Genomic DNA, 20,891 nt, shown 5'->3' on the forward strand with positions numbered 1-20,891 from the left:
AGTCAACTATTATATTGAGCAAGAGACTATGATTAATATTACTGAAGCAGCACAGGCTCACTTTTCCAAATTATTGGAAGGTCAAGAGCCAGGAACCCAAATTCGAGTATTTGTCATTAACCCAGGCACACCAACCGCCGAATGTGGTGTCTCCTATTGCCCTCCTGGTGCTGTAGAAGCCACTGATAAAGAGCTGAAGTTTGAAAAACTCTCTGCTTATGTTGATGAAATTAGCGCACCATTCTTGGAAGATGCGGAGATTGATTTTGTCACTGACCAATTAGGTTCTCAGCTCACACTGAAAGCCCCTAACGCAAAAATGCGTAAAGTCTCTGATGACGCGCCATTAATCGAACGTGTTGAATACGTTTTACAATCCCAAATCAACCCGCAATTAGCAGGTCATGGCGGTCGAGTTTCTTTAATGGAAATCACTGAAGATGGCTTTGCAATTTTACAGTTTGGCGGCGGCTGTAATGGTTGTTCAATGGTTGACGTGACTCTAAAAGAAGGGATTGAAAAAGAGTTACTGAAGATGTTCGACGGTGAACTGAAAGGTGTTAAAGACCTAACTGAGCACCAACGTGGCGAGCACTCTTTCTACTAATTTTCCCTGCTCTAATTTTGGCATCCGCAATTTATTGACGGATGCCAAATTGATTATCCCTGACGGGTTTTTTCCTAACTATCCGGTATTTTATGGACCATTTTGAGACACTAACACCTGAACAAGCTTACCAACATTTAGTCGATGGTAGTGCAATTCTTGTCGATGTTCGCGATCCCCAAAGTTTTCGTGCTGGTCATGCAACGGGTGCCTATCATTTAACCAATGAAACTCTTAGCCAGTTTTTAGAAAAAACTGATTATGAACAAACTGTTATGGTGATGTGCTATCACGGGCACAGTAGCCAAGGTGCAGCACAATATCTGATTAATATTGGTTTCGAATCTGTATATAGCATTAATGGCGGGTTTGAAGCATGGTCACGGACATACCCACAAGCCATTACGGCGCTCTAAACGAGAAACGCATCCATGATCCATATTATTTCGTTTGCTAACCCACGGATGGCACAAGCGTTTGTCGACTATATGGCGAGCCAACATATCCATCTGCAAATCCAACCTTCATCCGAACAACAACAATTTGAGGTATGGTTAGCAGACGACCAACAGGTTGAGCTGGTTCGCAAAGAACTAGAAATTTTTTTACAAAATCCGAATGACCCTCGTTATCTTGAAGCCAGCTGGCAAACAGGTCGCACTGATGCCCAGTTTCAATATCGTAATTATCTGACTTTTAGCTATTTAAAACAGCAATCCGGCCCATTGACTATCGCAGTTATCCTGCTGTCTATTATTGTGTATCTTTGGGTCACCATGGCAGACCCACGAGAGGTTCTGTCTTATTTAGGCTGGCCAATTGGCGACCAACAAAGTGAATTATGGCGGTGGTTTAGCCCTGCCCTCGTCCATTTTTCCATTTCTCATATTGGCTTCAACCTTGCTCTGTGGTGGTTTCTGGCAGGTCAGGTGGAGAAAAAAATGGGAACAGGAAAACTGTTGACGATCTTTTTAGTCTCCGCACTCTTTAGTAACTGGGGGCAATCGCTGTTTAGCGAAAACAATTTTGGTGGTTTATCTGGAGTAGTTTATGCTCTGGTCAGCTACGTTTGGATCACAGGTGAACGTCGTCCGGAAATCGGTATCGGCATCCCCCGTGGGCTAATGGTGTTCTCTATTGTTTGGCTATTTTTTGGCTATTTTGATCTCTTAGGCATGGATATCGCCAATGCCGCACATACTTCGGGGTTAATCATCGGTTTATTGATGGGAGTATGGGATAATAGGCTTAGTTTTAAACACCAAAGCTCCAAATAAAACATTTTCATAATTAGAGGCTAACGCTGTGAAACAAACCCAGAGACATGATGCAATTGTTGAACTTGTGCGTCTTCAGGGATATGTCAGTACTGAAGAACTCGTCGAACAATTTGAGGTCAGCCCTCAAACCATTCGTCGAGACCTCAATGAGCTTGCTGAACAGAATAAGATCTTACGGCACCATGGTGGCGCAGCTTTGCCTTCTAGCTCCGTCAATACCGCTTACAATGACCGTAAAATTATGTGGTCAGATGAAAAAGCACGTATTGCGCAGCATGTTGCTAGCCAAATTCCTGATGGCGCAACCTTATTTATCGATATCGGAACGACCCCTGAAGCCGTGGCTCATGCCTTAGTGAACCATAAAAATTTACGTGTCGTGACCAATAACTTAAATGTGGCGACTCTGCTGATGCCAAAAGAGGATTTTCGTTTGATCCTGGCCGGTGGAGAAGTGCGCTCCCGTGATGGGGGGATTGTTGGTGAAGCGACCCTCGATTTTATTTCCCAATTTAGATTGGATTATGGGATTCTGGGGATCAGCGGCATCGATATGGATGGCTCCCTGTTAGAATTTGATTACCACGAAGTGCGTACTAAGCGAGCCATTATTGAAAACTCTCGCTGCGTCATGTTAGTTACCGACCACTCAAAATTTGGTCGTAACGCTATGGTAAATTTAGGTAATATGAATCTGATTGATTACCTATTTACCAATCAAATGCCCCCTGACAGTATTTTAAAAGTCATCGAGCAGCATAACGTTCAATTAGAACTCTGCTAGTTAAAAATTCTCTCTCAATGATGGTAGCCCAGCTGCCATCATCTTTTTCTACCTTTTTCCTTTCTTTTCATCCCCTTGTCATTTCATTGCAATATTAACAATTTATTAAACAGATTAAATTTATACACAAAATGTTATTAGCATCACGCGCTTGTTATTTTTATGCATTACAGGTTGGCATACATACAAAATTTGATTACAATCAAATGAGCGAAAACGAACATTATAGAAAGTTGTTCGAACATCTCAGGGGGATGCATGGAAACTAAAGACTTGATTGTAATTGGCGGCGGAATCAACGGCGCTGGTATTGCGGCAGACGCCGCGGGGCGTGGATTATCTGTACTGCTGCTAGAAGCTCAAGACTTAGCGAGTGCAACTTCATCCGCAAGTTCAAAATTAATTCATGGTGGCTTACGTTACCTTGAACATTATGAGTTCAGACTGGTCAGTGAAGCTCTTGCGGAACGTGAAGTTCTGTTACGACTGGCTCCACATATCGCATTTCCAATGCGATTCCGTCTTCCTCATCAACCACACTTGCGCCCAGCGTGGATGATCCGTATTGGTCTATTTTTATATGATCACTTAGGAAAACGCGTTAGCTTACCAAGCAGTAAGAGCTTAAAATTCAACCAAAATTCCGTGTTAAAACCTGAATTAACCAAAGGTTTCGAATATTCAGATTGTTGGGTTGATGATGCGCGTTTAGTGGTATTAAACGCTCAAGAAGTGGTACGTAAAAACGGTGAAGTTCGTACCCGTACTAAAGTCACTCGCGCTTATCGTGAAAACGGTTTATGGGTTGTTGAAGCTCAAGACTTACGCACTGGCGAAACTCATACTTGGAAAGCCAAAGGTCTGGTCAATGCTACCGGTCCTTGGGTAAAAGAGTTCTTTGATGATGGCTTAAAACTGAAATCGCCTTATGGTATTCGCCTAATCAAAGGTAGCCACATCGTGGTTCCACGCGCTCATGATGAGCCACAAGCGTATATTTTACAGAACGAAGATAATCGAATTGTCTTCGTGATCCCTTGGATGGATGAGTTCTCAATCATCGGTACCACTGATGTCGAGTACAACGGCGATCCAAAAGATGTAAAAATTGACGAAAACGAAGTCAATTATCTATTAAAAGTGTATAACGACCACTTTAAAAAACAACTGACTAAACAAGATGTTGTGTGGGATTACTCCGGAGTTCGTCCTCTGTGTGATGATGAATCTGACTCCCCACAAGCTATCACTCGTGACTACACATTAGACATTCACGATGAAGAAGGCAAAGCACCTTTACTATCAGTATTCGGTGGAAAATTAACCACTTACCGTAAATTAGCGGAAGCAGCTGTGGGTAAACTAGCAGCTTACTATCCACATGCTAGCGGCCCATGGACTAAAAATGGCCAGCTGCCAGGCGGTGATATTGAAGGCTGCGACCGTGATGGTTATGCCCGCGTGCTGCGTCAACATTACCAATGGCTGCCAGAAGGTCTGGCACTGCGTTATGCAAGAACTTACGGTAGCAACAGTAAGCTCATTTTGGCGGGTGCAAATTCTCTTGCTGATCTTGGCGAAGCATTTGGCGCTAATGTGTATGAAGCAGAGCTGCGTTACTTAGTCGAAAATGAGTGGGTTGTAGAATTAGACGATGCAATTTGGCGTCGTACCAAATTGGGCATGTGGCTGAATGATTCAGAAAAACAGCGCATTGCACAATGGCTAGCAGAGCACACTAAAGTGGCTGTGACAGCATAATCTCGTCAAAGAGATAAAATCGTAAAAAACTCGTTGTTATACCAAAAGAGCCAATCCGTACCCACAGATTGGCTCTTTTACTTTTAAACCTAATCCAATACTCTCATATTCTCATTAATTCTTTGCTGGATATGTTTTAGTGTTTGCTGAGTAATTTTATTTTCATATCTATCCTTAACAATACGAGTAAATTGTTGAGCTACTTGGCATATCTTACTAATAATCTCATTCGCATTAACTTCGCTGATATCCGCATCCCTAGCTAAACCCAGCAATGAGCCACGATCTATCTCCAGAGCTTGCCCCATAATATCCATTTGATGATACCCACCAGGACCTTCACAAAAAGTAACATCATAGGCTGGTGCAAGCTTCCATTCCCCTGATGAGGACATAACATAGGCAAAATTCTTTGGGTGATCATCTCGATTATTGAAGATAACATTGAAAACTGCACGTTCGAAAGCAAGCTTTTTCTCTCGTACATCATTCGTACATTTATGGGTTGCTCGTAAGAAAGTAAGATAATCAATAGACCCAGGAATTGTATAGTCAGCACCAGTATAAGATGCAAGGCTTTGCATCGGTACTCTCAAATTATTTTCCCTATCAAAACGTTTAGACGCAAATGCTGTTAACCCGTTTTTCAACGTAAAAAGTAAAGTATCTGGGGTTTGAATTCCACACATTCGCAAGCATTCTGCATAAACCATTTCGATTGCACAAACTTCAGGGTGTTCATGGTTTGCAGGAAACTTCACTAACCAAGCCTCTAAATTAGGGGAACTGACAGTGGTGAATAAGTTAGATTTAAGATCTCGATAGATTAATGCTTTCGGTCTAGCGCCTTGAGGGGAACCACCAATTTGTAATAATTGCTGGAGAAATTGTTCCCCTTCCCCATTTAATACATCTTGTACTTCCGCAGCTAGCTGCTCAAGAGAAATATCAATTTCGCCATTCTCAAGTTCAGAGGAAATAGGTTCAAATGACATAGCACCAATCGCATTATCACCGATATAAGCTAAACGCTCTAATGCACCTATTCTAGCGGCATTCAGACCTCGACGTTTAAACAAGCGGTCCATTAATAACATACCCCACCCATCCGGTAGCGCATCATAAACAGGGCCAGGTAACCCTAATTGATGAGATGGAAAATTGGTGCGAAGTTGAGTTTCTTGTAATGGAAGAAGTAGGGATGAAAGTTCCAATCCTTTGTTTTTAGCCTCATGACTATATTCAAATGCGATCAGAGGACGTCCCGTAATATTGGTTGTTGAAACAAGAGTTCCCCATAACCAATGCTCTCCCCATCCGTTATAATACACATCAACTCGATTAAGCATTTTCACCTATCCTTTTTTCACCCGTTGACGATTTTTACTCTCGTCATAGCGAATAATATCATCAACACTATTTAAGTTAGGTAAAAACAGCCCTTCAAGCTCTTTACTACGTCCAAGCACCATTGCAACTCGGATAATATTCTCAAAGCTGACATTTTTCCCTGCCTCTAGATTTGAAACTGTATTTACACTCACTCCAGCACGTTCAGCGACATCAAGCTGAGTCATTTTTAATGTCAGTCGCTCTAAACGTAATCTTTCACAGAGTTTTTTGACAATTTCACTCGGTTTACTCAGTCTTAAATCCAATATATTATGCCTTAAATTAAAATATTGCCGTTAACACACAATATTATGGATTTAAAGGTCAATTACTGCAAGTTTACTTTTCATACAACCTAGGCTTGCATCTTCTTCGCACCCTGCCTATAATTCGTCCGCAATCTTGCACTTTTCAAAGAGAGTCTTCCTGACGATGAACTAAGTCCTGCCAGAAAATATTTCCAATGCCTTCTTTAAGGTATTCATTTTTCTGTTCCTGGCAGACATAACGTTCTGATCTCTTCTTTTGCGAAGGATAGCATCCCGTTGTCTGCCCTCTATATTCTGGAGGTTTCTATGACGATGGTTTGCCACTTTTCACAACTCACCGTTGAATTTCATCAATCGCCCCTATTTCCACCATTAACGGGTTCGCTATTTAGCCAAAAAACCGCCCTAATTGGTCACAATGGTCGTGGAAAATCAGTATTGATGCGCTTACTTGCCCAACAACTCGTTCCCAGCAGCGGTAACGTTAATTGGCACATGCCATTTATCCATGTGGATCAGCTCACCCGCTTACCCGGCAACACTATTGCGCAGGGGTTAGGCGTCGATGAACTACATCAAGTATTTGCTCGTATTGAAGCGGGTCACGGTACATTGGCAGATTTTGAGCAAGCTGAAGACCAATGGCATCTTCCTGCCACATGGCAAAGTCTATTGGATTCTGCACAGTTACCAGTTTCCATGGAAACCCCGATTGAGCAACTGAGTGGCGGAGAACGAACTCGCTTAGCTCTATGCCGTGCATTTTTACATTCTGAACACTACCTATTATTGGATGAACCGGATAACCATCTCGATAGTGCTGGGCGTCAATGGCTAAGCGAAAAGCTTAGTCAGCACAAAGCGGGTAGCCTAGTGATCAGCCACAACCGTAATTTGCTCAATAAAATGGATACTATCTTTGAATTAACTGAGAAAGGACTACAAGAGTACGGCGGTAATTACACACTGTATGATGAACAAAAAACCTTGATAATCAAAGCCATTGAAGCGCAAGGGGAGCATTTAGATAAACAAATTCGCCAAGAGAAAAAACAGCAGCAAGCCACGTTACAAAAAGCCGCTCAACGACGTAAACAGGGAGAACAAATCCGTAATAGCGGCTCTCAATCTCTGTTATTACTGGATATGCAAAAAAACCGCGCAGAGAAAAGACAATCCAATGTTGCTGAACGCCATCAGCGTGTTCTGGGTAATTTACATAATCAATTACAAGAAAACCAAGATAAAATTAACCACACAAAACCCCAAAAAATGGTATTGAATTACCAACGTGAAGGCGGAAAAATCACGGTATTTGTCTCTCAAATAATGCTGCCTTACGGCTATAACCAACCTTTATCATTCACTGCGTATAGCGGCGAGCACTGGCATATAAAAGGCAGAAATGGTTGCGGAAAATCGACACTCTTAAAAGTATTAGCGGGAGAGCTTACTGCAATTTCAGGTGAACATCGTATCAGTGGGGAGTTTTGTTATCTGGATCAGCATCTTAACTTATTAAATAAGTCTTTACCTGTTGCTGAAGCATTACATCAATATCAACCTGCTATCCCCCTAGAACAATGGCGAACTCAACTCGGTATGTTGCGGATTCGAGGAGATAAATCCTTGCTACCCTTGAATAAACTCAGCGGTGGAGAACAACTCAAAGCGACATTATTAGCGCTTATCCATAGCCCAAAACCACCCGCAGTATTATTGCTGGATGAGCCAGATAACCATTTAGATTTGGATTCTAAACAACTGCTTGAGGAACTTTTGCAAGACTACCAAGGCACACTATTGCTCGTTTCCCACGATGACACTTTTGTGGAACAGTGCAATATCACGCATACCTTAGATTTAGCGGATTAACAGCATCAGGGCTGGCGTTCACAGCCCTGCAACTTAATGAATAAACGTATTTTTTACCCGAGCAGACACCAAAAAGTAAACAATGCCAATCAAACAATACAAGCTGGCATAGAATAAGCTCATCACATAGTTAAAATCGATTTCTAAGTCAAAAGCGAGTGGAAATGCGATGCGAGCAATCGCGATAATAAATACATAAAGCAACATGGTAATAATAAACAATAATTTGGTGCTACTTTTACCTTTAAACGCAGCGATAAAAGACCATAACATCAAGGCAATCACCACGCCCAACCCCGCCTGAACACTATAAAAAGTGGGCGCAAACCCCGCAATATAGAAATCAGAATCTGAATCCGTCGCAAGAGACCAAACCCCTTTAACCAAAGTAATATCTTGTAGCATCATCGAGATTAAATTGCACAACATATACAGCTGGCCCAGTAAGGGTAAAATCAGCCAACCACCAATACCTCGAGGCTGAACCTTTAGCTCATTTTTCAGTGTAGAATAGGAAACCGGCGAAGGTTCTCCACTTGATGATGAATTTACTTCCATTCTGATAACCTTTATTTTTCTTGTAATTGTTCTTCTATAAACGCCTTTAAAACTTGCGCCTGATTATGCTGGGTATCTTTAGCGCTATACAGCAACGTTAGATTGCCATGCCTCGCTTTTTCCACCAATACTTGCCACGCTGTATTAGCCTGTAATTCTTGACGATATTTCTCAATAAACTGATCAAATTGATCGGTATGTTGATGGAACCATTTACGCAACTCATTTGAGGGTGCAACCTCTTTATGCCATTCGTCACACTGTAAATCGGTTTTTTTAATACCTCGTGGCCATAATCTATCGACTAAAATTCGATAGCCGTCCTGTGAACTACTCGCGTCATACACCCGTTTGCAATAAATCATCGGAATTATTCCTCTTTCTATTTCACCACTATCCCGTTGATGAATACCTGTGGGCACGATAAATTACTCCCTATATATTCAATAAAATTAACATACTCCCACGGTTAAAAATGTAGCGACTCGCAATTTTTATCAAAATTTGACCTAAAAGGGTCATAAATAAGAAGATGATGAATATGACCCCTACACAAACTATCCAATTATTGTTGCCCCCTCACTACCGAGTTGATGATTTTTTTGCCTTTCACTTACGTGATCCGCAAAATATTGCCGAGATCGTGACAGAAAATACCTTACGCAAAGGCATTATCTGGCAACAATATCCCGCACAAATTACCTTGGCGATTGAAAATCATAACGCCACTTTTTCATTAGACATCGACGCTTTACAAGTCAGTGCAACGCCACATGAAAAGCTCACTTTAGCCACACATTTATTAGGGCTCAACCAACCCGTGGAGCTGTTTGAAGATATTTATTTATCCCATCCGATACTGGGCAAACTGATCACTCCCCAGCGGGGCGTTCGTGTCTATCAGTCTGCCAGCACCTTTGAAGCCTTAGTTTGGGCGATTATCGGTCAACAAATCAGTGTATTAGCTGCTATTGCCATTCGTAGACGCTTTATTCAAGCCGTAGGAATGCAACACTCTTCAGGAATTTGGTGTTTTCCAACCGTACAGCAGGTTGCCCAAGTGGATGACAATATTTTGCGTAAAACGGGGTTTTCGACTGGAAAAATTATTGCACTGCGCGGCGTCTGTGAAGCCATTGAAAACCAGCAGCTCGATCTTGATCTTACCGTTACACCCGATAATGTCGAAGACGTTACAGCGCAATTGCTGGCAATCAAAGGCATTGGACCTTGGACAATAAGTTATGCGCTACTGCGTGGGTTTAACTATCTGGATGGTTCTCTACATGGGGATGTAGCAGTTCGACGTAACCTGCAAACTTTATTAAACCACACCGAGCAGCCTAGCACCAAAGAGACCCAACATTGGTTAGTGCAATTCGCGCCATGGCGAGCATTGGTTGCAGCCCATTTATGGCGATATCAATCTGCCGCAGGCTATTAATGAAAAAACCCCAATCCGGTACTCCGAATTGGGGTATATATCTCACAATTAATGGCAGTGATTAACGTAGCCAGTTGGTTTTCACTAACTGCACGACTTCATCACCACGACCGCTCATAATCGCTTTCAGCATATATAAGCTAAAGCCTTTCGCTTCTTGTGCTTCAATTTCTGGCGGCATAGAAAGCTCTTGTTTCGCGGTTAGTACATCCACGACTACTGGGCCATCATGGGCAAAAGCTTCCTTCAGCGCGCTATCCAGATCTTCACTCTTCTCAACTCGAATGCCTTTAATTCCTGCGGCATTAGCAATTGCTGCAAAGTTTGGATTTTGTAAGTCAGTGCCCGCTGTCATAAAGCCAGCCACTTTCATTTCCATGGCAACAAAACCTAATACGCCGTTGTTATGAATGATAATTTTAACTGGCAGGTTCATTTGTGATAGAGAAATAAAGTCTCCCATCAACATGCTGAATCCACCGTCACCACACATCGCAATAACTTGACGGCTTTTATCTACGGCTTGTGCACCAATTGCTTGCGGCATCGCATTCGCCATCGAACCGTGGTTAAACGAACCAATCAGGCGACGTTTACCGTTCATTTTCAGGTAACGAGCAGCCCATACAGTTGGCGTTCCCACGTCGCAAGTAAAGATAGCATCATCGTTTGCCAACTCACTGAGTTTGGTTGCCAAATACTGTGGATGAATTAAACCTTCATGCCCCGGTTTAGCCAAATCATCTAACCCTTTACGCGCCTCAGCATAATGCTTCAGTGCACCATCCAGATGTTGACGATTCTGTTTAGCTTGTAAATGAGGCTGTAATGCCGTTAGCGTAGCTTTAATATCGCCAATCAGCCCCATATCAAGGTGACAATGGGAACCTAAGCTGCCAGCATTAATATCTATCTGAATGATTTTTGCATCGGTTGGATAGAACGGGCGATAAGGAAATTGCGTTCCCAGCAGCACCACGGTATCCGCATTCATCATCGCATGATAACCCGATGAGAAACCAATTAAGCCGGTCATTCCCACGCTATTTGGGTTATCCCACTCAATATGCTCTTTACCGCGTAATGCATGAACCACTGGCGCATTTAAGGTTTCAGATAACTTAATCACTTCATCATGAGCACCCGCGCAACCATTACCACAAAATAGGGTAATATTTTCAGATTGATTCAAGGCCTCAGCTAATTTTTCAATTTCAGAGCGCTGAGGCATGATCAATGGCGCTTGTGGTTGATACCACGTTTCTTTTGCCGATTCAGGAGCGTCTTTTAATGCGATATCCCCCGGAATCACCACCACTGAAACACCTTTGTTCAAAATAGCTTTGCGCATTGCGATACCCAAAACCTGCTGAATTTGCTCAGGGTTAGTGACCATTTCACAATAATGGCTACATTCGCGGAACAGTTCAGTTGGATGAGTTTCTTGGAAATAGTTACTGCCAATTTCGCTTGATGGAATATGGGCTGCAATGGCTAATACAGGTACACGGTTACGGTGGCAATCATATAGCCCGTTAATCAGGTGCATATTTCCTGGTCCACAAGATCCTGCGCATACAGCTAGATTACCAGTCAGTTGTGCTTCCGCACCCGCGGCAAACGCTGCGACTTCCTCATGGCGAGTCCCCAGCCACTCAATCGCGCCTTGCTTACGCAAGCTATCAGTTAAACCGTTTAATGAGTCCCCAGTTACACCCCAGATACGCTTAACGCCGGCATTATCCAGTACTTTCGCAACATATGATGCAATACTCTGTTTTTTCATAATGGCACTCTTTTTAAGTCAGATTAAATTTAGCTTATTCGCTATAACAATGATGCATTTAGCAGCCAGTGCTGATATTCATATTTATTCAGTTGAATGCTTTGGATTCTAACTAAATCAATTACCCATTCCTACTTGTGACACTCATTCTAAATCAGAACGAGATATTCCTCCGTGAATATCGAAAGAAGAATGAAATAACAGGACAAATTCAAGGTCGTAAAAGGACAAGCGCGTTTCAAAAAAGAACATTCTATTTAATTAATATTTTTACTCTGAAATCGGCAATCTATCGATATCTATATATAAAAATAACAAAATATTTTATAGCATAATTTTTATTATGCGCATGGTCACATAACAGACTGAAATATAATAAATTAGCCAAAAATAAATAAAGTTAATACTGTCTAAATTTACCCACTTAAAATACCGACAAAACTGAAACAAAATACCGAAATTTTACATCTTGTCGATATTATCGTATAATGGATCCATATTTGACTATCTACAGGTGATATTTTTGCTCTATTTTAAAAACACAAAAAATCAATATTCCCCCATTAACATGCTTCGCTATAAAAATTTCATATAGCTTATCCAATAAGCTTTTAAGCAATAAATTTCCATTCTATTAGTTTAGATACTGCATTTAATTATCCATACTAACTTTCATTATTTGCAGATTGTCCGAGCAAGTCGGATCGGGAAACCCACATCTTAAATATTGCTAACAATATGGCAAAAAATTCAAATAAGAGGATGGTTCCATGAAAATCAGAAAGAAAAAAGAAAAGCCATTAAATATCAACGACATTACAATCATTGATGATGGAAAATTGAAAAAAGCAATCACCGCAGCTTCGCTGGGTAATGCGATGGAGTGGTTTGATTTCGGTGTCTACGGCTTTTTAGCCTATGTACTGGGTCAAGTCTTCTTTCCGGGCGCATCACCGAGCGTTCAGATGATTGCCGCGTTAGCGACATTCTCCGTGCCTTTCTTGGTCAGACCCCTTGGTGGACTGGTCTTCGGGGTTCTCGGTGATAAATATGGTCGCCAAAAAGTCCTTTCCATGACGATAATTATCATGGCGGTCAGTACCTTCTGTATCGGTTTGATCCCGTCTTACGAAACTATCGGTATTTGGGCTCCAATCTTATTATTGATTGCGAAGCTTGCTCAAGGTTTCTCAGTCGGTGGTGAATATTCCGGTGCGGCCATCTTTGTCGCTGAATACTCTCCTGACCGTAAACGTGGCTTTATGGGAAGCTGGTTAGACTTTGGTTCTATCGCCGGTTTCGTCATGGGTGCGGGTGTAGTTGTCCTGATTTCCAGTATTGTGGGTGAAGCGAACTTCCACGATTGGGGCTGGAGAATTCCTTTCTTCTTAGCATTGCCATTAGGGATCATCGGTCTCTATCTACGTCACTCTTTAGAAGAAACACCTGCATTCCAACAACATATTGAAAGTTTAGAACAACAAGATAAAGCCAATATCCAAAACCCACCGAAGGTTTCATTTCGTGAGGTTGTCTCTAAATATTGGAAAAGCTTGATGATTTGTGTCGGCTTAGTGATCGCGACAAACGTGACTTACTATATGTTACTGACGTATATGCCGAGCTATTTATCCCATAACCTGAATTATTCTACCGACCACGGTGTGTTAATTATTATTGCGATCATGATTGGTATGCTATTTGTTCAACCACTGATTGGTTTAACCAGCGATAAAATTGGTCGTCGCCCATTTGTGATTATCGGTAGTGTAGGTCTGATTTTATTTGCTTACCCCGCGTTTATGATGATTAATAGCGGATCCGTAGGCTTGATCTTCATTGGATTATTAGGTTTAGCGGTATTACTCAACTGTTTTACTGGGGTTATGGCGTCGATTTTACCGTCGATTTTCCCGACACATATTCGTTATAGTGCATTAGCCATCGCCTTTAATATTTCAGTGCTTATCGCAGGTGCAACACCAACCGTTGCTGCATGGTTAGTGGAATCAACTAATGACCTTTATATGCCAGCCTACTACCTGATCGTGATTGCTTTCATTGGTTTATATACAGGTTTACGTATGCCTGAAACGGCCAATAAACCATTACGTGGTGCAACACCTGCCGCATCAGATAGAGCTGAAGCAAAAGAAATTTTGAGCGAGCATTTTGACAATATCGAGCAGAAAGTTGAAGATATTGAACAGCAAATTAGTGAGCTGGAAAAACAGCGTCAATCGCTAATTAATCAGCATCCAAAATTAGATTAACCATTACTAAGAGGAAAGGTATGTCGGCACGTCACCTTGTTTGGTTCCGCGGCGACTTACGAGTCACCGATAATAAAGCCCTTTCCTCTGCCTGTCAGGACTCTGATTCCCAAGTAATCGGCGTGTTCATTGCAACACCCGATCAGTGGGCTAGCCACGGAGTCTCGCCAAGGCAAATCACGTTTATGCACCAAAACCTTATTGAGCTACAGCGCGCACTTGCTGAACGCGGCATCCCACTGGTTTGCCACACGGTTTCGACATTTGCAGATTCCGCGAAATGGCTATTAGAATATGCCAAGCAGCAGCAAGTGAAGGCGCTGTTTTTCAATCAGCAATATGAATTGAATGAGCGCCAACGTGACCAATGGGTTACTCAACATGCCCAATCCCTAAACGTTTTTTCTTATGATGATGCGGTCTTAATTTCGCCTGGTGTAGTTCAAACACAAAAAGGTGAAATGTATCAAGTTTATACGCCATTTCGTCGCGCCTTTCTCAGCCAATTAATGATGACTGATTACCGCTCACTTCCCGCTCCCAAAGCACGAAGTGAGCCCATTATCATCGATAGTTCTCAGCCACTGTTTCCACATACTCCGGTAGAAATCGCGCCACAGTTTATTGCTGGAGAACAGGCCGCACTGGCAAAATTGAGATTATTTTGTCGTGAAAGAGTACAAGACTATCAGCGAGATAGAGACATTCCTTCCATTGATGGCACCAGCCAGCTATCCCCTTATTTAGCCATTGGCACTCTTTCACCTCGTCAGTGTGTAAATCGGTTACTCGCTGAAAATCCACATATTTTTGATTCCCCTGACAGTGGCGGGTTTAGTTGGTTAAATGAGCTAGTTTGGCGTGAATTTTACAGCCATTTATTGGTCGCGTTCCCTCGCCTTTGTCGTCATCAACCATTTATTGAGTGGACTCAGCATATTCAATGGAACCCTGATGAAGACGCATTCACCGCATGGAAAACGGGACAAACAGGCTACCCGATTGTGGATGCAGCCATGCGCCAACTTAATCAGACGGGTTGGATGCATAACCGACTGCGAATGATTGTGGCGAGTTTTTTGGTGAAAGACCTACTGATTGATTGGCGTAAAGGGGAGCACTATTTTATCAGCCAGTTAATTGATGGCACATTGGCAGCCAATAATGGCGGTTGGCAATGGTCAGCCTCTACTGGCGTCGATGCTTCCCCGTGGTTTCGTATTTTTAACCCAACCACGCAGGGCAAGAAATTCGACCCACAAGGCACCTTTATTCACAAATGGCTGCCTGAACTTCGAAATGTTCCAGAGCAATTTATTCACGAACCCCACACATGGGCTGAATCTAATCAGGTCACTCTGAACTACCCAACCCCGATTGTCGACCATAAACAAGCGCGGCTGAATACGTTGGAAGCGTTTGAGGCAGGGAAGCGGGGGAGTATGACAATAAGGTAAATTTTATTGATGCCCCCGGAGAGTTCACTCATGAATCGCCAGCCCCACTATCTTTTAAAAAATCAGTGGATTGTCATACCTCCGCAATAAGGCTCTATCCTTTATGCCATACAAACTGTGCTTCTCTATATTCGTAATTAATGAATATAACCAGAAGAAAACTAAGTATGTTTATATTAAAGTGCAATGATGCCCCGTTCATTGCGCTATCAATCTTAATACGCGTTCGGGCGAAGTTTAAAGGATTGCAATACACGATCCCAAATTTCAACCATTTGCTCGTCGCTATACTCTTTCACAGTCAATATTCCTGAATTGTGGAGCAAAATCAGCACTAAAGGTTTCAGGTAAGTGACATTTTTTTCATTCGCATTGTATTGAAAACGGTATTTTTTATCGCCATCTTCTTCACCCGAAATTAGCCATTCTTCACCGGCAATCATATTGTATTGCACTTGACCTTTTTTCAACGTGGATGCACCCAACTGCCGCATAACTGGCTTAATCTCGGATGAACGCTCAAGCAAGCTTTCATCTTCACTCCCCAACAAATTGTCCATCACAATGGCCCACGAAAATTGACTGTTTTTAAATAGCATGGACAATTTATATTTGTGGTCACTTCCATCATCCTGAATAAAACCGTAAGGAATACACATCCCTTTTTCGGTCGGAATTTCATTTTTTGGGCGACCGTGTAAGCGAGAAATCAACGATCGCATAGCGGCTAGTTTTTGGAATTTATTCGTATATGGTTTGTTTTTCTCATCGTACTCTAGCTGTTCATCTTTATATTTAGAGCTAGAAACATCTTTAATCTTTGATTTAATAATAAAAGCCACATTATCAATGTAGACATGAGCTTCTAATAAACGAAGGACATCAGGATAAGCATAGCTTTCATTTCTTTCAAAAATAACCCCGTTATCTAATCGCACAATATCTTTCAAAAAGGGTCCATCTGATTCCTCACTCACGCGCTGTTTTTTTAATTCTTCTTCTCGTAACTCAATGCGTTGTTTAAACGAAGGCGGGTAAATAAACTGACTTTCAATCGTCATATCATCAATGGTAATCACCGATGAAAGTTCTTGTGTTAACGCTTTCGGATAATTAAACGTATAGCGACCTAAACAGTAGCTCGGCGCATCATCAAACAGAGAATTAATCACAGCGGAATCTTGTTCATTGAGTGTGTAAGAATAAGAACGGTTTACGACTGAACAGGCGGTTAACACCATGAGCAATAAGGCTCCCAATGACACGATAATTATCTGTTTTTTCATGCGATTACTTTTACCTCATCCCTACTTCTGTGCGTCACTGCCCCCACAAACCTTCACGTGGGTTAATGCGCTGACTCGTCTATAAACACCAATCTATCAATAGGTTCCGTCAGCCAATAAATAGGCTATGGCTCAAGGAAAGATACATAACTGGCGCAATGACGCTCCGTTCATTGCGCCATTAACCTTAATACGCGTTCGGGCGAAGTTTAAAGGATTGCAATATACGGTCCCAAATTTCAACCATTTGCTCGTCGCTATAATGAACAACCTTACTCGATGAATGCATCAGTATGCTAACGGAAGGATGTAGATAGCCAATATTTTTTTCATTCGCATAATATTGAAAATAATAAAATTTATCGGATTGGTTATCATAACGGGGGTCTCGACCTAACGTTAGCCACTCCTCACCCGCCACATTATTGAATTGTGTTTTTCCTTTCCGTAAGGTTTTACCGCCATATTGAGAGAGAACAGACTTTATTTCATCAGCTCTATCCAGCATGCTTTCTTTTTCGCTTTCTATCGTGTTATCCATATCAACCGCCCAATAAAATTGAGGGTTTTCAAAAACCATCGAGATTTCTTCTTGGTGCGGATTTCCATCATCCTGAATAAAGCCATAAGGAATGCAAATTCCTTTTTCGGTCGGAATTTCATTTTTTGGGCGACCGTGTAAGCGAGAAATCAACGATCGCATAGCGGCTAGCTTTTGGGGTTTATTCGTATATGGTTTGTTTTTTTCATCGTACTCTAACTGTTCATCTTTATATTTAGAGCTAGAAACATCTTTAGTCTTTGATTTAATAATAAAAGCTACATTATCAATGTAGACATGAGCTTCTAATAAACGAAGGACATCAGGATAAGCATAGCTTTCATTTCTTTCAAAAATGACCCCGTTATCTAATCGCACAATATCTTTCAAAAAGGGCCCATCTGACTCCTCACTCACGCGCTGTTTTTTTAATTCTTCTTCCCGTAATTCAATGCGTTGTTTAAACGAAGGTGGGTAAATAAACTGACTTTCAATCGTCATATCATCAATGGTAATCACCGATGAAAGTTCTTGTGTTAACGCTTTCGGATAATTAAACGTATAGCGACCTAAGCAATAGGTTGGGGCATCATCAAACAGAGAATTAATCACAGCGGAATCCTTTTCATTAAGCGGGCGTGAATAGGTTTTATTGGGTACAGAGCACGCCACTAAGGCGCTCAATAAAACTAAACCTAAAAAAACAATAAATTTATTTCTTATCATGGTTTAACCTCATCCGTTTGCAAGATTCGGCATAAGGAGCGCAAGGTAAATTTTATCGCCGGGGACAAGTCTCCATCGCCATAACTACCATCCCCTTTCATGGGTGGAAATTGATACGCGTTTTGATGGTCAACGTTCATTTCTAAAATTTCTTTAAATCGACCTTTAGCCTGTAAATTGATGGCGTATTTAGGCACGGTGCCATCACCGGCCCCCCCCTCATAATCCCTCGATGAAGTATTCTTCCACTTAAAACTGGATTTAAGTAACGTATACTCCCGTTTATCGCCATACGCCTCCGTTGCTCGACTGTCATCAGACACCCATAGCCACGAGGTCTTATCCCGTAATTTCCATGTCAACGTTTCATCTGAACGGCGAGAATCTTTCGAGTCATTCGCATCAAAATACGCCCCATAAAATTGGTAAGTGTTATCATGATAAGCACTGTCCATTTTTGTCATAAATGGTTTGACTATATATCTAATAATATTTTTATAAGCACTAAAGTTATCATCAATAGTAAATTGCTTTTTATCTAAAATATCCGGTTCATACATCTGCCACCATATTTTTTCCTTGAGGTAAATTTCGTTAAACGGATCACCATTCTGCGGTAACAACAAATCCGTCACGCCATCAGCGCTACCTTTTTCAATCCGTAACCACGGCTGACCATGGTTATATTTCGACGAAGGTAAAAGTTGTAAAGGTGCTGGTGACTGAGCCAATACCGACATTAAGCGTGTTGCACTCATGCCAAGCACTAGCCCCATAGGAAAAGAATGCTCCCCTATTTTCATCATTTTGTAGGCTGTTGGAGAACCTAAATCTGGCATCACACCATGAACTATCCCAAGGATTTTATCTCTGTATGGCGTATCTAATAATTCGGAGGCATAACGCGCCACCAATCCGCCCATAGAATGCGTTACCAGAATGACCTTTTCATGCCCTTCTTCAAACGCCAGTCCATGTCCAATATCCCCATTCTTTTTCGTCCGATATAGATTTAAAACATCATCAATATATTTGGCGAGGTCTTGCGCAGACTGAGCGTTGTCTTGTAGCCAGTTATAGCCAAAAGCGTGAAGAGGGAGTAGCAAGCGGCGATATTTGCCTGCTTCATCAATCGAAAGCGGGTTTGTATCATCCGGAGACAATTTTTTGCCTAAAATATGCTGAAAAATAGAGTCCGAACCATTACCCGCAAAATATTCAGCCGCCTCATCCGCAGAGCCAATTCCATTACTTTTTGCCTTGTTATAATAATCTTCCCATATCAGCAATTCTTTCTGTAATTTGTCGAGAGGCTCGGCATACGAAAATTGTAAAACACTTCCCCAGCCACGTTTTTGCCGAGAATTCGCAAAATAAGTCGATTCATTATCGTTATTATCGACATCTTGGGTCGAATCTGTTTCTGTGGCTTCAGGGGCGAGTAATTTTTTCCGTTTATTGCCGGAAGTCAAAAGCCAACCAAAAGCATCCATCGCCATTCCAAGCTTATTCGTTCGAATGCGCCAGATTGATTTTTTATCTTTCTTACTCCGTAAGTTAGACCCCATGATCCCAGGTAAAAAAATTACGGGAACAACTTTGATTGAAGGTAAATGGAGGTAAGCTTTAGCATTTTGTGATCGATGTTGCCTTGTACATTCCCAAGAAACTTGTTTCTTCTCATCAAATTTACAAAAACTATGTTGGATATTTTCATTTTGCTCATCCTGATTCATATCACATCCTTATAATTTAGGTTATGTAGGTCAACATAACCTAAATATTAAAGAACTGCATTAGGATTATCGGACAGATTTTTATATGACATTCCCCCAAATTGATCACTGTTTAAAACTATTTACTGGGTATGATAGTTAAACAACAACCATAGGAGGCAGTGATGCAAGTAATTTTACAGGTGGATTTCCCATACCAAGGACCGTGGGGTGACGAGATGACGGCTGCAATGGATGGACTGGCGCAGTCCATCAACCAAGAGCCGGGGTTTATTTGGAAAATTTGGACGGAAAACCAGCAAACTCAGCGTGCCGGTGGGATTTACTTATTTGCAAACCAAACGGATGCGCAAGCCTACCTTGAAATGCACAGCGCTCGACTCAAATCCTTTGGTGTACCTGAAGTGAGTGGACAAATTTTTAGCGTGAATACTGCCCTCAGCCAGCTCAACCAAGCACAATTTATCCAGAAATAGCATTCAAATAGAGAGGGCGTTTTTTACTCTCTCTTATCCCATTTAAAAATACCGAGGTTTATTCGATAAAATCGAATTCATCAACATCCACAGATTGATGAATAACGCGGGAAATAAAAATAAATGGGGTCTGTGGCATGTAATAAATAGAATGTTTTTTAAATTCAAAACGCCTCATTCCCTCATATACCCAATGGCACTCTCTGCCTATCCATGGGGAAGCGGCTAATAAGTCGAACGTTTTTTTCAATTCATGATGATACTTTTTGGCTTGATTTACACCAAACTGCCGTATGGTGTAATGAGCAATTTGATAAATATCCTCTTCAGCAATCTTAGAGATTTTATACATTTAAGTCCTTTTCAGCTCTGGCAAAAATATCATCCATGCTACTTTCACTCTCGGGAGAATTTAGCCCATCCAATACCATTTTACGTACATATTCAATACGTTGCTCTCTTTCTTCCAGCATACGTAATGCATCTCTGATCACTTCTGACGTATTGCCATAACGCCCCGACTGGATCATGTCACCAATAAAACGGTTGAAATGCTCGCCCAATGTCACACTGGTTACCCTAGCCATAAACTCACCTACCATTACTTTGTATTACTCTGTCATACAACTATAGCAACGAA

The 20,891-nt window shown here is 41.6% G+C and carries 20 protein-coding genes; 10 read left to right on the forward strand and 10 right to left on the reverse strand.

Translation table 11 applies throughout. The features are described 5' to 3' along the window. The first annotated feature begins 28 nt into the window (after nt 1-28). From nfuA to glpD, 5 genes are all read left to right on the forward strand, one after another. Complete coding sequence (gene nfuA, locus PR761_RS09140; RefSeq protein WP_006813840.1) at nt 29-607, forward strand: Fe-S biogenesis protein NfuA; 579 nt, start codon at nt 29-31, stop codon at nt 605-607. Between the two features lie 92 nt (nt 608-699). Beyond that, nucleotides 700-1,023 (forward strand): thiosulfate sulfurtransferase GlpE, encoded by a 324-nt coding sequence (glpE, locus tag PR761_RS09145; RefSeq protein ID WP_006813841.1) that lies wholly within the window; start codon nt 700-702, stop codon nt 1,021-1,023. A gap of 15 nt (nt 1,024-1,038) precedes the next feature. Continuing rightward, the gene (gene glpG / locus PR761_RS09150) at nt 1,039-1,884 is read left to right on the forward strand and encodes a rhomboid family intramembrane serine protease GlpG (RefSeq protein ID WP_006813842.1); all 846 of its coding nucleotides are present in this window, start codon (nt 1,039-1,041) and stop codon (nt 1,882-1,884) included. Between the two features lie 28 nt (nt 1,885-1,912). After that, nucleotides 1,913-2,671 carry a DeoR/GlpR family transcriptional regulator gene (locus PR761_RS09155; protein ID WP_006813843.1) on the forward strand — a complete coding sequence of 253 codons (759 nt, stop codon included), beginning with the start codon at nt 1,913-1,915 and terminating at the stop codon, nt 2,669-2,671. Nucleotides 2,672-2,929: 258 nt separating this feature from the next. Beyond that, nucleotides 2,930-4,432, forward strand: a complete 1,503-nt coding sequence (gene glpD, locus PR761_RS09160; protein WP_006813844.1) for a glycerol-3-phosphate dehydrogenase — start codon at nt 2,930-2,932, stop codon at nt 4,430-4,432. A gap of 89 nt (nt 4,433-4,521) precedes the next feature. Here the strand turns inward: glpD and PR761_RS09165 are convergent, their stop codons facing one another. Together PR761_RS09165 and PR761_RS09170 are read right to left on the reverse strand one after the other, a co-directional pair. Then, nucleotides 4,522-5,781, reverse strand: coding sequence for a type II toxin-antitoxin system HipA family toxin (locus PR761_RS09165; RefSeq protein ID WP_039854609.1), 1,260 nt, complete (start codon nt 5,779-5,781; stop codon nt 4,522-4,524). 6 nt (nt 5,782-5,787) lie between these two features. Beyond that, nucleotides 5,788-6,090 (reverse strand): helix-turn-helix transcriptional regulator, encoded by a 303-nt coding sequence (locus tag PR761_RS09170; RefSeq protein WP_039854611.1) that lies wholly within the window; start codon nt 6,088-6,090, stop codon nt 5,788-5,790. A 309-nt stretch (nt 6,091-6,399) separates the two neighbouring features. Here PR761_RS09170 and PR761_RS09175 point away from each other — a divergent pair, with 309 nt between their 5' ends. Beyond that, nucleotides 6,400-7,968 carry an ATP-binding cassette domain-containing protein gene (locus PR761_RS09175; protein WP_006813847.1) on the forward strand — a complete coding sequence of 523 codons (1,569 nt, stop codon included), beginning with the start codon at nt 6,400-6,402 and terminating at the stop codon, nt 7,966-7,968. Between the two features lie 33 nt (nt 7,969-8,001). Here the strand turns inward: PR761_RS09175 and PR761_RS09180 are convergent, their stop codons facing one another. Both PR761_RS09180 and PR761_RS09185 read right to left on the reverse strand, forming a co-directional pair. Continuing rightward, a complete protein-coding gene (locus tag PR761_RS09180; RefSeq protein ID WP_112835915.1) occupies nt 8,002-8,526 on the reverse strand; it encodes a DUF2569 family protein in 525 nt (174 codons plus the stop codon). An 11-nt stretch (nt 8,527-8,537) separates the two neighbouring features. Then, nucleotides 8,538-8,891, reverse strand: coding sequence for a DUF488 domain-containing protein (locus PR761_RS09185; protein WP_039854614.1), 354 nt, complete (start codon nt 8,889-8,891; stop codon nt 8,538-8,540). A gap of 167 nt (nt 8,892-9,058) precedes the next feature. Between PR761_RS09185 and PR761_RS09190 the strand changes: the two genes are divergently transcribed. Next, nucleotides 9,059-9,970: a DNA-3-methyladenine glycosylase family protein gene (locus tag PR761_RS09190; protein ID WP_218018301.1), complete on the forward strand. Its 912-nt coding sequence runs from the start codon at nt 9,059-9,061 to the stop codon at nt 9,968-9,970. A 61-nt stretch (nt 9,971-10,031) separates the two neighbouring features. On the opposite strand, the gene poxB is transcribed toward PR761_RS09190, so the two are convergent. Further along, entirely contained in the window at nt 10,032-11,756 is a 1,725-nt protein-coding gene (poxB, locus tag PR761_RS09195) for a ubiquinone-dependent pyruvate dehydrogenase (protein WP_006813851.1), read from the reverse strand. A 770-nt stretch (nt 11,757-12,526) separates the two neighbouring features. Between poxB and proP the strand changes: the two genes are divergently transcribed. Both proP and phrB read left to right on the forward strand, forming a co-directional pair. After that, a complete protein-coding gene (gene proP / locus PR761_RS09200) occupies nt 12,527-14,029 on the forward strand; it encodes a glycine betaine/L-proline transporter ProP (RefSeq protein ID WP_006813852.1) in 1,503 nt (500 codons plus the stop codon). Between the two features lie 20 nt (nt 14,030-14,049). Continuing rightward, nucleotides 14,050-15,486: a deoxyribodipyrimidine photo-lyase gene (gene phrB, locus PR761_RS09205; RefSeq protein WP_112835913.1), complete on the forward strand. Its 1,437-nt coding sequence runs from the start codon at nt 14,050-14,052 to the stop codon at nt 15,484-15,486. Nucleotides 15,487-15,701: 215 nt separating this feature from the next. Here phrB and PR761_RS09210 read toward each other — a convergent pair whose 3' ends face one another. The 3 genes from PR761_RS09210 to PR761_RS09220 all read right to left on the reverse strand — a co-directional run bounded on the left by PR761_RS09210 (nt 15,702) and on the right by PR761_RS09220 (nt 19,775). Next, complete coding sequence (locus PR761_RS09210; protein ID WP_006813854.1) at nt 15,702-16,772, reverse strand: T6SS immunity protein Tli4 family protein; 1,071 nt, start codon at nt 16,770-16,772, stop codon at nt 15,702-15,704. 187 nt (nt 16,773-16,959) lie between these two features. Beyond that, the gene (locus PR761_RS09215) at nt 16,960-18,039 is read right to left on the reverse strand and encodes a T6SS immunity protein Tli4 family protein (protein WP_006813855.1); all 1,080 of its coding nucleotides are present in this window, start codon (nt 18,037-18,039) and stop codon (nt 16,960-16,962) included. Continuing rightward, nucleotides 18,036-19,775, reverse strand: coding sequence for a lipase family alpha/beta hydrolase (locus tag PR761_RS09220; RefSeq protein ID WP_154610986.1), 1,740 nt, complete (start codon nt 19,773-19,775; stop codon nt 18,036-18,038). Before PR761_RS09220 ends, PR761_RS09215 begins: the two co-directional genes overlap by 4 nt. A gap of 164 nt (nt 19,776-19,939) precedes the next feature. Between PR761_RS09220 and PR761_RS09225 the strand changes: the two genes are divergently transcribed. Further along, a complete protein-coding gene (locus tag PR761_RS09225) occupies nt 19,940-20,251 on the forward strand; it encodes a monooxygenase (RefSeq protein WP_006813858.1) in 312 nt (103 codons plus the stop codon). 58 nt (nt 20,252-20,309) lie between these two features. Here the strand turns inward: PR761_RS09225 and PR761_RS09230 are convergent, their stop codons facing one another. Next, entirely contained in the window at nt 20,310-20,603 is a 294-nt protein-coding gene (locus PR761_RS09230; protein WP_126436226.1) for a type II toxin-antitoxin system RelE/ParE family toxin, read from the reverse strand. Beyond that, entirely contained in the window at nt 20,596-20,838 is a 243-nt protein-coding gene (locus tag PR761_RS09235; RefSeq protein WP_039854619.1) for a type II toxin-antitoxin system ParD family antitoxin, read from the reverse strand. The genes PR761_RS09230 and PR761_RS09235 overlap by 8 nt, the downstream gene beginning before the upstream one ends. Nucleotides 20,839-20,891 lie beyond the last annotated feature (53 nt).

Origin of the sequence: Providencia sp. PROV210 (genome assembly GCF_028479445.1) — a bacterium.
Taxonomy (GTDB): domain Bacteria; phylum Pseudomonadota; class Gammaproteobacteria; order Enterobacterales; family Enterobacteriaceae; genus Providencia; species Providencia rustigianii.

What these genes read in the sequence shown, in the direction of transcription:
- nfuA (WP_006813840.1), top strand. Translation starts at nt 29, where the DNA reads ATGATTAATATTACTGAAGCAGCACAGGCTCACTTTTCCAAATTATTG.
- glpE (WP_006813841.1), top strand. Translation starts at nt 700, where the DNA reads ATGGACCATTTTGAGACACTAACACCTGAACAAGCTTACCAACATTTA.
- glpG (WP_006813842.1), top strand. Translation starts at nt 1,039, where the DNA reads ATGATCCATATTATTTCGTTTGCTAACCCACGGATGGCACAAGCGTTT.
- glpD (WP_006813844.1), top strand. Translation starts at nt 2,930, where the DNA reads ATGGAAACTAAAGACTTGATTGTAATTGGCGGCGGAATCAACGGCGCT.
- PR761_RS09165 (WP_039854609.1), bottom strand. Translation starts at nt 5,781, where the DNA reads ATGCTTAATCGAGTTGATGTGTATTATAACGGATGGGGAGAGCATTGG.
- PR761_RS09175 (WP_006813847.1), top strand. Translation starts at nt 6,400, where the DNA reads ATGACGATGGTTTGCCACTTTTCACAACTCACCGTTGAATTTCATCAA.
- PR761_RS09180 (WP_112835915.1), bottom strand. Translation starts at nt 8,526, where the DNA reads ATGGAAGTAAATTCATCATCAAGTGGAGAACCTTCGCCGGTTTCCTAT.
- PR761_RS09185 (WP_039854614.1), bottom strand. Translation starts at nt 8,891, where the DNA reads ATGATTTATTGCAAACGGGTGTATGACGCGAGTAGTTCACAGGACGGC.
- PR761_RS09190 (WP_218018301.1), top strand. Translation starts at nt 9,059, where the DNA reads ATGATGAATATGACCCCTACACAAACTATCCAATTATTGTTGCCCCCT.
- poxB (WP_006813851.1), bottom strand. Translation starts at nt 11,756, where the DNA reads ATGAAAAAACAGAGTATTGCATCATATGTTGCGAAAGTACTGGATAAT.
- proP (WP_006813852.1), top strand. Translation starts at nt 12,527, where the DNA reads ATGAAAATCAGAAAGAAAAAAGAAAAGCCATTAAATATCAACGACATT.
- phrB (WP_112835913.1), top strand. Translation starts at nt 14,050, where the DNA reads ATGTCGGCACGTCACCTTGTTTGGTTCCGCGGCGACTTACGAGTCACC.
- PR761_RS09210 (WP_006813854.1), bottom strand. Translation starts at nt 16,772, where the DNA reads ATGAAAAAACAGATAATTATCGTGTCATTGGGAGCCTTATTGCTCATG.
- PR761_RS09215 (WP_006813855.1), bottom strand. Translation starts at nt 18,039, where the DNA reads ATGATAAGAAATAAATTTATTGTTTTTTTAGGTTTAGTTTTATTGAGC.
- PR761_RS09220 (WP_154610986.1), bottom strand. Translation starts at nt 19,775, where the DNA reads ATGAATCAGGATGAGCAAAATGAAAATATCCAACATAGTTTTTGTAAA.
- PR761_RS09225 (WP_006813858.1), top strand. Translation starts at nt 19,940, where the DNA reads ATGCAAGTAATTTTACAGGTGGATTTCCCATACCAAGGACCGTGGGGT.
- PR761_RS09230 (WP_126436226.1), bottom strand. Translation starts at nt 20,603, where the DNA reads ATGTATAAAATCTCTAAGATTGCTGAAGAGGATATTTATCAAATTGCT.
- PR761_RS09235 (WP_039854619.1), bottom strand. Translation starts at nt 20,838, where the DNA reads ATGGCTAGGGTAACCAGTGTGACATTGGGCGAGCATTTCAACCGTTTT.